The 9,974-nt window shown below is 72.7% G+C and carries 10 protein-coding genes and 1 tRNA gene; 8 read left to right on the top strand and 3 right to left on the bottom strand.

Going from position 1 to position 9,974, the window contains the following annotated elements; translation table 11 throughout:
- The first annotated feature begins 184 nt into the window (after positions 1 to 184).
- Genes ACZ4TG_RS13440 through ACZ4TG_RS13455 form a run of 4 tightly spaced genes read left to right on the top strand, consistent with a single transcriptional unit; the run spans position 185 to position 5,440 of the window.
- Complete coding sequence (locus tag ACZ4TG_RS13440; protein WP_468162085.1) at positions 185 to 1,351, top strand: HpcH/HpaI aldolase/citrate lyase family protein; 1,167 nt, start codon at positions 185 to 187, stop codon at positions 1,349 to 1,351.
- A gap of 8 nt (positions 1,352 to 1,359) precedes the next feature.
- Positions 1,360 to 3,945, top strand: a complete 2,586-nt coding sequence (locus tag ACZ4TG_RS13445; protein WP_468162086.1) for a phosphoribosyltransferase — start codon at positions 1,360 to 1,362, stop codon at positions 3,943 to 3,945.
- Positions 3,942 to 4,763: an HAD family hydrolase gene (locus ACZ4TG_RS13450; protein ID WP_468162088.1), complete on the top strand. Its 822-nt coding sequence runs from the start codon at positions 3,942 to 3,944 to the stop codon at positions 4,761 to 4,763. Before ACZ4TG_RS13445 ends, ACZ4TG_RS13450 begins: the two co-directional genes overlap by 4 nt.
- 17 nt (positions 4,764 to 4,780) lie before the next feature.
- Positions 4,781 to 5,440 carry an O-methyltransferase gene (locus ACZ4TG_RS13455; RefSeq protein WP_468162089.1) on the top strand — a complete coding sequence of 220 codons (660 nt, stop codon included), beginning with the start codon at positions 4,781 to 4,783 and terminating at the stop codon, positions 5,438 to 5,440.
- A 147-nt stretch (positions 5,441 to 5,587) separates the two neighbouring features.
- Here ACZ4TG_RS13455 and ACZ4TG_RS13460 read toward each other — a convergent pair whose 3' ends face one another.
- The 3 genes from ACZ4TG_RS13460 to ACZ4TG_RS13470 form a co-directional block, all read right to left on the bottom strand.
- Positions 5,588 to 5,794, bottom strand: a complete 207-nt coding sequence (locus tag ACZ4TG_RS13460; protein WP_468162090.1) for an FmdB family zinc ribbon protein — start codon at positions 5,792 to 5,794, stop codon at positions 5,588 to 5,590.
- Between the two features lie 59 nt (positions 5,795 to 5,853).
- Entirely contained in the window at positions 5,854 to 6,435 is a 582-nt protein-coding gene (locus ACZ4TG_RS13465) for a DUF4383 domain-containing protein (RefSeq protein ID WP_468162091.1), read from the bottom strand.
- A gap of 230 nt (positions 6,436 to 6,665) precedes the next feature.
- Positions 6,666 to 7,910: a hypothetical protein gene (locus ACZ4TG_RS13470; RefSeq protein WP_468162092.1), complete on the bottom strand. Its 1,245-nt coding sequence runs from the start codon at positions 7,908 to 7,910 to the stop codon at positions 6,666 to 6,668.
- Positions 7,911 to 8,015: 105 nt separating this feature from the next.
- On the opposite strand from ACZ4TG_RS13470, the gene ACZ4TG_RS13475 reads away from it, so the two are divergent.
- The 4 genes from ACZ4TG_RS13475 to ACZ4TG_RS13490 all read left to right on the top strand — a co-directional run bounded on the left by ACZ4TG_RS13475 (position 8,016) and on the right by ACZ4TG_RS13490 (position 9,884).
- Positions 8,016 to 8,090 (top strand) — tRNA-Val (locus ACZ4TG_RS13475).
- 299 nt (positions 8,091 to 8,389) lie between these two features.
- The gene (locus ACZ4TG_RS13480) at positions 8,390 to 8,914 is read left to right on the top strand and encodes a CAP domain-containing protein (RefSeq protein ID WP_468162093.1); all 525 of its coding nucleotides are present in this window, start codon (positions 8,390 to 8,392) and stop codon (positions 8,912 to 8,914) included.
- 70 nt (positions 8,915 to 8,984) lie between these two features.
- Complete coding sequence (locus ACZ4TG_RS13485) at positions 8,985 to 9,635, top strand: TRADD-N-associated membrane domain-containing protein (protein ID WP_468162094.1); 651 nt, start codon at positions 8,985 to 8,987, stop codon at positions 9,633 to 9,635.
- A gap of 15 nt (positions 9,636 to 9,650) precedes the next feature.
- Positions 9,651 to 9,884 (top strand): DUF2277 domain-containing protein, encoded by a 234-nt coding sequence (locus ACZ4TG_RS13490; protein ID WP_468162095.1) that lies wholly within the window; start codon positions 9,651 to 9,653, stop codon positions 9,882 to 9,884.
- The last annotated feature ends 90 nt before the right edge of the window (positions 9,885 to 9,974 follow it).

Raw genomic sequence — 9,974 nt, forward strand, 5'->3', positions numbered from 1 at the left:
CTGCCCTCCCGGACATGACCTGGACAATGCGGCCCCCCGTGAGGCCTTGTCGCGAACGCAAGAGCTGGGCATGGTGCAAGAGGGTTACCTGGATTTCATGTGCTTGAGGAACTCTTGAATCTCATTCGTACGTACTATTACCGGCCACGCCAGTTGGGCCGCCGAGGCAGTACGGGGGAAGCACATGCGTCACTTCGGGCATATTTCGCCCACGGTCCGCAAGGACCTCTTCCACCAGGAGCCGGCCGAGTTCACCGCCGCCTCCCCCTCCCGCACGCTCGCGGCCGCGCTCGGAGCCACCCTCTACAGCCCGGCCACCCGGCCGCACCTGGCCGCCGACATCCGCAAGCAGGCCGGCCGCGGAGTCGTCTCCATGGTCCTCTGCCTGGAGGATTCCATCGGCGACGCCGAGGTCGTGGCCGGCGAGGGCAACCTCGTCCGCCAGTTCGAGACCCTCGACGCGGACCCCGAGGAGCACCCGCTGCTCTTCATCCGCGTCCGCACGCCCGAGCAGATCCCCGACCTGGTGAAGCGGCTCGGCGGCACGGCACGGCATCTGGCCGGATTCGTACTGCCCAAATTCAGCGAAACACGCGGAACCGCCTTTCTCGACGCCGTGGCCGACGCCGAGGCCCGCAGCGGCCTGCCCCGCCTGTACGCCATGCCCGTCCTGGAGACCCCCGAGCTCCTGCACCTCGAAACCCGCGTCGAGGCGCTCGCCGGCATCTCCCGCACGGTCAACCGCTACCGCGAGCACGTCCTCGCGCTGCGCCTGGGCGTCACCGACTTCTGCTCCGCGTACGGGCTGCGCCGCACCCCCGACATGACCGCCTACGACGTCCAGATCGTCGCGGGCGTCATCGCCGACGTGGTGAACGTGCTCAGCCGCGCCGACGGCACCGGCTTCACCGTCACCGGTCCCGTCTGGGAGTACTTCCGCAGCCAGCAGCGCCTCTTCAAGCCGCAGCTGCGCCGCAGCCCCTTCCTGGAGGAGGGGGTGGAGGAACTGCGCACCGCGCTCATCGAGCACGACCTGGACGGCCTGCTGCGGGAGATCGAGCTGGACCGGGCCAACGGCCTGCTGGGCAAGACCTGCATCCACCCCGCCCACGTGACGCCCGTACACGCCCTGTCGGTGGTCTCCCACGAGGAGTTCAGCGACGCCCAGGACATCCTGCGCCCCGAGCGCGGCGGCGGCGGAGTGATGCGTTCCGCCTATACGAACAAAATGAACGAGGTGAAGCCCCACCGGGCCTGGGCCGAGCGCACCATGCTGCGCGCCGAGGTCTTCGGCGTGGCGAGGGAAGAGGTCGGCTTCGTCGACCTGCTCACGGCCGGGCTCCAGGTGTGAGACCGGCCGTGACGACCGACAATTTTCTTGACGAGAGAGGGAAGACGATCGAAGAGGTGTGGTCGGGAACCTGGGTCGCGGACCGGCTGGGCGTCAGCCTGGAGCAGGGCGCGGACCGCCGCTCGCCGGGAGCGCCGCGGCTGGAGGACCTGCTCGGGCTCGCCCTGCGGCGCAACCCCAAGCGGGCCCACCTGCTGGTCTCGCAGGTGCTGGGCAAGCACGTCCCGCAGTCCCCGGCGGTCGTCCACGCCGCCGGCCACGGGCTCGGGGAGCGCGTCAGGGAGCTGCTCGGCGACGAAGCGGCCGCCCGCGCGGTGGTCCTCGGATACGCCGAGACCGCCACGGGTCTCGGCCACAGCGTCGCCGACGGCCTCGGGCTCGCCCCCTACCTGCACTCCACCCGCCGCCCCGTGCCGGGCGTCGTGCCGGCCGGCGGGTTCGAGGAGGCCCACTCGCACGCCACCTCGCACCTGCTGCTGCCGCAGGACCCGGAGCTGCTCGCCGGCAGCGGGCCGCTGGTCCTGGTCGACGACGAGTTCTCCACCGGCAACACGGTCCTGAACACCATCCGCGACCTGCACGCCCGCCACCCCCGCCCGCACTACGTCGTGGTCGCCCTCGTGGACATGCGCTCCCCGGCCGACCGCGAACGGCTCGACGCCTTCGCCGCCGAGCTCGGGGCCCGGGTCGACCTCGTCGCCCTCGCCTCCGGCACGGTCCGCCTCCCCGAGGGGGTGCTGGCCAGGGGCCAGCAGCTGGTCGAGGAGTACGAGGCCCCCTACGCGCCCGCCGAGGCCCCGGCCGCCGCCCCGGTCCGGCGGGTCGAGCTGGACTGGCCCGCCGGGGTGCCCGACGGCGGACGCCACGGCTTCACCCCCGCGCACCGGGCCCGCCTGGAGGCCGCCCTGCCCGCGATGGCCCGGCGGCTGGCCGAGGCGCTGGCGCCGGAACCCGGTCGTGGTGCGGCCGGAGGCGCTTCCGGTGGCGGGGCTTGCGGCGAGGCTTCCGGTGGCTCTTGCGGTGACGGGGGACCCGCACGGGTCCTCGTACTCGGCAACGAGGAGCTGATGTACGCGCCGCTGCGCCTCGCGCTGGCGCTGGAGGAGCACGGAGCCCGCTCCGGGGCGGTCGGCGAGGTGCGCTTCTCCACGACCACCCGCTCGCCCGTGCTCGCCGTCGACGACCCCGGCTACGCCATCCGCAGCCGGCTGGTGTTCCCGGCCCACGACGACCCGGCCGACGGACCCGGCGACCGCTACGCCTACAACGTCCACCACGCGGACGGCGCCGGCTTCGACGCCGTCGTCGCCGTGGTCGACTCCCACGGGGACACCGCCGCCCTGCACGCCCCCGACGGGCTCCTGGCCAGGCTCGCCCCGCACACCGGCCGGGTCGTGCTGGCCGTCGTACCGTCCTACGTACCCCCTTCGTCGTCAGAGCGGCAGGATCCGACCATGACCGAGCCCCTGCGCGGGCCCGCCTTCTCCTCCTACGCCGCCGAGGACGTCGGCTGGCTCCTCCAGGACTTCTCCGACGTGGAACTGGAGGCCCCGACCGAGGAACGCGAAGAGGCCATCCAGGCGGGCGGCGCGCACTACGCCGAGTCCCTGCCGGTGGAGTACCAGCCGTCCCCCGAGTACCAGCAGCTCTACCAGAGCGCGCTGAACGCCTCCGCGGCCCGAATAGCCCGCGCCGTCGGCACGGTCACCGAGACCGTCCTGGCGGAGCGCTCCCCCTCCCCGGTGCTGGTCTCCCTGGCCCGCGCCGGCACCCCCGTCGGCGTGCTGATGCGCCGCTGGGCCCAGACCCGGTACGGCCTGGACCTGCCGCACTACGCCGTGTCCATCGTGCGGGGCCGGGGCATCGACGCCAACGCGCTGCGCTGGCTCGCCGCCCACCACGACCCCGCCGACATCGTCTTCGTCGACGGCTGGACGGGCAAGGGCGCCATCACGCGCGAGCTCGCCGCCGCCCTGGCGGAGTTCGAGGGCTTCGACCCGGAGATCGTCGTCCTCGCCGACCCCGGCTCGTGCGTGCCCACGTACGGCACCCGCGAGGACTTCCTGATCCCCTCCGCCTGCCTCAACTCCACCGTCTCCGGACTCGTCTCGCGTACCGTGCTCAGGTCCGACCTGGTCGGTCCCGCCGACTTCCACGGCGCGAAGTTCTACCGGGAGCTCGCCGGAGCCGACGTCTCCGTCGAGTTCGTCGACACCGTCGCCGCGCACTTCGACGAGGTCGCCGATGCCGTGGACGACGAGGTCAAGGAGCTGCTCGCCGCCGACCGGACCCCCACCTGGGTGGGCTGGGCGGCCGTGGAGCGCATCAGCGAGGAGTACGGCATCCACGACGTGAACCTGGTCAAGCCCGGCGTCGGCGAGACCACCCGGGTACTGCTGCGCCGCGTGCCGTGGAAGATCCTCGCCCAGCGCGGTGCCGGGGCCGACCTGGACCACGTACGCCTGCTCGCGGAGCAGCGGGGGGTGCCCGTCGAAGAGGTGGACGGGCTGCCCTACACGTGCGTGGGACTCATCCACCCCCGCTTCACGCGCGGCGCCACGGGCGCCGACGGAAAGGCCGTGGCCACCAAGTGACTGTCCTCGTAGCCAGTGATCTCGACCGTACGCTCATCTACTCGACGGCCGCCCTCGCTCTGACGATGCCCGACCCGGTGGCCCCCCGGCTGCTGTGCGTGGAGGTGCACGAGCACAAGCCGCTGTCGTACATGACGGAGACGGCGGCGGGGCTGCTGGCGGAGCTGTCGGCCGATCCGGGCGTCGTCTTCGTGCCGACGACGACCCGTACGCGCAAGCAGTACCAGCGGATCCGCTTCCCCGGACGCCCGGCCAAGTACGCGATCTGCGCCAACGGCGGTCAGCTGCTGGTCGACGGGGTCCCGGACCGGGACTGGCGGCGGGACGTCGCCGGACGGCTGGCCGAGGAGTGCGCACCGCTGGAGGAGGTGCACGCCCACCTGCTGGCGACGGCCGACCCGGCGTGGCTGCGCAAGGCCCGGGTGGCCGAGGACCTCTTCGTGTACCTGGTCGTCGAGCGGGAACTGGTCCCGCAGGAGTGGCTGAAGGCACTGGTGGAGTGGGCGGAGGCGCGGGGCTGGACGGTGTCCCTGCAGGGCCGCAAGATCTACGCGGTCCCGCGTCCGCTGACCAAGAGCGCCGCCATGCGTGAGGTGGCCCGCCGCACGGGCGCCACCTCCACACTGGCCGCCGGCGACTCGCTGCTGGACGCCGACCTGCTGCTGGCGGCGGACCGGGCGTGGCGGCCGGGGCACGGGGAGCTCGCCGACGTCGGCTGGACCGCGCCGTCGGTGACCGCGCTGAGCGTGGCGGGCGTGCTCGCGGGCGAGGAAATCGTGCGGGCAATCGGGCGAGCGGCCGGTGCGGCGGGTCGCTGACTCGGCAGACTGTGGGCATGACCAAGGGCAACAGCACCAAGATCACTGACGAGCTCTACCGGTACGTGCTCGCCCACAACCCCCCGCTGGACGAGGTCCAGCGGGGGCTGGTGGCGACGACGTACGAGAAGTTCCCCGACGTGGCCGGGATGCAGTCGGCGGAGGAGCAGGGGCCGCTGCTGGCCTTCCTGGTCCGCCTGACCGGCGCGCGGCACATCGTGGAGGTGGGCACCTTCACCGGCTTCTCCTCGCTGTCCATGGCGCAGGCGCTGCCCGCCGACGGCAAGCTGATTGCTTGCGACGTGTCGGAGGAGTGGACGGCGTACGGGCGCGAGGCCTGGGAGGCGGCGGGCGTCGCCGACCGCGTCGAGCTGCGGATCGGTCCGGCGCGCGAGACGCTGGCCGCCATGCCGAAGGAGCCGCACATCGACATGGCCTACCTGGACGCCGACAAGCAGAGCCAGATCACCTACTGGGAGGAGCTCGTGCCCAGGCTGCGGCCGGGCGGCCTGATCGTCACCGACAACACCCTGTTCCACGGAGCCGTGCTCGACGAGTCGGCCACGGGGTCGGCGGCGGGCGTCCGCGCCTTCAACGAACACGTGGTGGCGGACGCCCGGATGGAATCCGTGCTGCTGGGGATCTCGGACGGGCTGACCCTGTCGCGCAAGCGGTAGGGGGCGGGGCGGGGCGCGGCGGGGCTGACCGGCCGCGGCCGACAGGCCCGCACGGGGCTCCTCGGCCGGGGCCGGTGGGGCCCGGTCGGGGCGATGGGCCTCGGCCGGGGCCGTGGGGCTCAGCCGGGGCCGGTGGGCCGGTGGGGCTCAGCCGCAGCCGCCTCCGCCGCAGCAGCCGCCCATGGCCGCCGGGGCGGGGGCGGAACTCGTACCCGCCACGGCGACGGCGGAGAGCAGCTTGACGGTGTCGGCGTGCCCCGCCGGGCAGTCGGCGGGGGCGGAGGACTCGGCCATCGGCCGGCTGACCTCGAAGGTGTCTTCGCAGGTCCGGCAGCGGTATTCGTAACGAGGCATACGGACAGGCTACGCAGGGCGAGGGCACTGCGGTATCCCGCCGGGTCCCGGGAGCGTCGTCAGCGGGCCACCGGACCGCTGCCCTTCGCCAGCGCCCGCTGCCGCTCCTCCAGAGCCGCCTGCTCGGGATGGCGGGCGCGCCAGTACGGATTGTCGTGCGGCAGGGCGCTGCCCACCCGCCCGTACATCCCGAACCACATCAGCATCACGCCCACCACAAAACTGAACAGCACGTTCGGGATGTGGAAGGCCAGGAAGTTCAGGCCGGTGTCCAGCAGGGCGAGATTCACGAACCCGCTCGCGATGAACAGCAGCCCCAGCACGATGTTCAGCGTCGAGGCGAAGTTCCCGCCCACGACCATCCCCCAGACCAGCAGCAGCCCCACCAGGATCGACAGGACGCTCAGCGCTCCGTTCGTATTGAGCGTGAGCACCCGGTCCCCGCCGGTGTCGAAGAAACCGATCCGGTCGATCAGCCCCAGGATCCCGAAAACGATCAGCAGCAGCCCGGTCAGCCCCGCCCCCACCCGGTACACCTTGCTGAGCTTGTGATCGGCCGGCAGGTGCTCGTCGAGCCGGGCAGTGACGGGATGCACGACGCGCCGCACCACGTAGGGAACGTGTGGCGCGCGGAGCTCCATCGGCTCATGCGGCGTGTAAGGCGCATAAGACTCGTGGGCCTCATGGCACCCGTAGGCCGCATGCGGTGTGGTCGCGGGCGGCACCTGAGGCGCATGCGGCGTGCGGGAAGTGCGGGAAGTGCGGGAAGTGCGGGAAGTGTGGGATGTGTGGGCAGCCATACCGCCCTCCTATGCTCCGGTCCTGCACCTCCCAGCATCCGCCGACGCCCCTCCCGGGACAAGCGGGGGCTTCAGCCGTGCCCGCGCTGCTCCCGGATGTCGTTCACGACGCGGTGCACGGAGGCCCGTACCCCCTCCAGCTCCTGGAGGAAATGCCAGTAGTCCGGATGCCGCCCCTCCAGCCCCGCCAGCGCCCGGTCCATCCGCGCCACCGACTCGTCCAGCGGCCGCGCATGCCGCGGATCCGGCACACTGCGCCCCTCCATCGCCAGCCGCTGCGCGTCCCGGATCGCGAACCGCGTCCGCCGCACCTCCTCCTGCGGATCCCGCGCCACCGCCTCCAGCCGCGTCAGCCGGTCCTGCGCCGCCGACACCGCCTCGTCGGTCGCGTCCAGCGAGCCGCGGACCGCCTCGATCAACGCCGCCACATCGGCCCACCGCTGCTCGTCCCGCGCCCGGCCGGCCTCCCGCAGCCGCTCCTCCGCCTGCGCGACCTCCCGCACCGCCTGCTCCGGCACGTGCTGGAGGTCCTGCCAGCACGCCGCCGAGAACCGCCGCCGCAGCTCACTGAGCACCGGATCCACCCGGTCCGCCCGGTTCCCCAGCGCCTGCGCCCGGGTCCGCAGGCTCACCAGCCGCCGGTCGATCTCCGCCGCCCGCTCCGGCAGCCGGGCCGCCTCGGCCCGTATCCCCTCCGCGTCCCGCAGGATCCGGTCCGCCCGCTGCACCGTCGCCTGGACCCCGTGCTGCGCCGCGCCCTGGTTCAGCTTGGTCAGCTCCGGCCCGAGCGCCGCCAGCCGCGCCGCCAGATCGTCCGCCCGCATCCCCTTGCCGCGGACCTCGTCCAGCGCGTCGCTCGCCGCCAGCAGCGCCGCCTTCGCCCGCTCCCGGGCCGGCGCGACCCGCGCCAGCTGCGTCTCGGCCTTGTCCAGCAGCGGCTGCAGCCCCTGCGCGAACCGCTCCAGCTCACCCTTGACCCGGACCAGCTCGTCCCGCGCCCGCGTCAGCTGCTGCGCGGCCCGCGTCGCGACCGAGGCCTCCAACTCGACCCGGTCCAGGTCGTGCGCGTCCACCGCCTCGATGTACACGTGACTGACCTGGTCGATCCGCTGCCCGAGCGCGGCGAACCCCTCGGTCGCCTGCCGCGCGGCCGGCGAACCGTCCGCCGCCGCGATCGTCTCGATCGAGATCCGCAGATCCCGCTGCGCCGTGTCCAGGTCGTAGAACGCCGCCGCGGCGGCATCCTTCGCCGCCTGTGCATCCGCCCGCCGACTCTCGTCCCGCCCGCCGAACCACCGCCGGGATGCCGTCGTCACAATCCCTCTCCCGTGCCGCGTCCGCCATGCCCCGCTCCATTCTCTCCCACGGGAACGGGTTTGCGTCGGGGGTGCGCCCTCCATGTAGGCTGTCCACTCATCCACGGGTGCGTAGCTCAGGGGTAGAGCGCTGCTCTTACAAAGCAGATGTCGGCGGTTCGAAACCGTCCGCGCCCACCAGCACGAAGGCCCCCCGCCGATCATGGCGGGGGGCCTTTTGCATCCGGATGTGCTGGGTGACCTGCTGTGCTGGGTGGCCGGCGGGCCGGGCTGCGGTCGGTGGGGTCAACTCCGTTCTCCGGTCGCCGCGTAGACGGCCCGGCCATAGGCTGGACCCAGCGGCGGCGGCCGTGCTGCCGCCGGGGTTTTTCGGGGCCGTCGTGGGCTGGCCGGTCGTGGGCTGGTCGTACGCCAGGCTTCCGGCGTTCCCGGACAGGGTTGCCTCGCGCCGCCCGTTCTCGTGCGACCAGGGAGTCGCAATGAAGATCCGCACTTGCATACCCCGCCGCGTGACGGCCGTCGCCGCGGCAGTGCTTCTGGGCGGGGGCGTACTGGTGGCAGGTGGCACCGCGAGCGTCTCCGCCGGGCTCCCCGCCGATCTCAGTCCTGCCGAGCAGCAGGCCATCGTCGCCGAGACCAACAGCGTGCGCGAGCAGGCCGGTCAGCCACCGCTCGCCTGGGACAGCGCGCTCGCCGCCGAGGCCCAGGCCTGGGCCGACGACCCGGCGTCCACCCAGGGCGGCGAGCTGCACCACGCCACGATCGAAAACGCCGCCGAGAACATGTCCGGCTATCCGCCGGGCCAGGCCACGGGGCAGTGGGCCGAGGAGAAGGCCGCCTACGACGCCGATCCCGACCATGACACCGGCAGCCCCGGCTACCAGACCTGGGGGCATTACTACAACATCATCGACGCCAGGTGGCAGAAGATCGGCTGCGGCGCGAAGAGCGGTGTTCCCATCCCCGGTGGCGGGTGGGTCGTGGTGTGCCGGTACGGGAGCTGATCCAAGTCGGCGAGCACGAGCCGGAGTTCGGTGTCTTGGCGGGGCGTGAGGGGCGTGGGAACCTCGGGGGATGGGGGAGTGGATTGCCGGAGGGGTCGGGCTGCTCGTCGCCGTCGCGGCGTACGTCGCGCTGGAGCGGGCCGCGGGGAAGGCGTTCGAGCGGAGGCGGGATGCCGAGCGGGAGCGGCTGCTCGCACGGGTCGCGCCGTCGCAGGACGGGCCCCGGGGCGCGGTGGCGGACCCCAAGTACGGGGACACCGGCTGGGCCCCGTCGCGGCCGGCCGGGCAGCCCGCACAACTCGGCGACCGCTATGACGACTTCACGCCCATCCTCGTCGAGTACTACGCCTACGGGCTGACGCAGGCCCGGAGCAGCTTCGTCACCAGCCAGCGGTTCGCCGGGGCCGGCGCGGCCGTCCTGCTGCTCGGGGTGGCGCTCGCGGTGTGGAAGGCGGAGAGCAGCGGTGACCTGTACCTCGGCGTGGTGACCAGCTCGGTGGGACTCGTCGTCACGCTCATCGGGCAGCTCTTCCACCGCCGGGCCGACATCGCCCTCAGGCACATGGCCGGCCAGACGGCCTCCCTGCGCGACGACCGGCGGGCCGCCGAGTCGATGGCGCAGGCGATCGGGCTGCTCGACGAGGTCGCCGACCCGGTGCTGAGGGGGCGCCTGCAGGCCGGACTGATCATGAAACTTTCCGGGGCCGAGCTGCCCCGGTAGCGGGATAGTGGAGGTATGTGCCGCTCCATTAAGACCCTGCGCCCGCCCGCCATCCCCGAGAAGGCCACCGAGGAGGAGATCCGCGCCGCCGCCCTCCAGTACGTACGGAAGGTGTCCGGGTTCCGGGCACCGGCCGCGCACAACCAGGAGGTGTTCGCCGCCGCGGTCGACGCGATCGCCGAGGCGACCCGGGACCTGCTGGAAGGCCTCCAGGTCAGAGGCACGGCGGCCGCCGCCCAGGCGTCCTAGGTGTGTTGTCCCGGGACGTTGGTGACACGCGTGCTGGGTTCTTGAAATGGGTGAGGGCCTCCGGGTTCGGTGTGGATTGCGACATCTACA

The sequence above is a fragment of the Streptomyces sp. NPDC028314 genome (genome assembly GCF_055565795.1).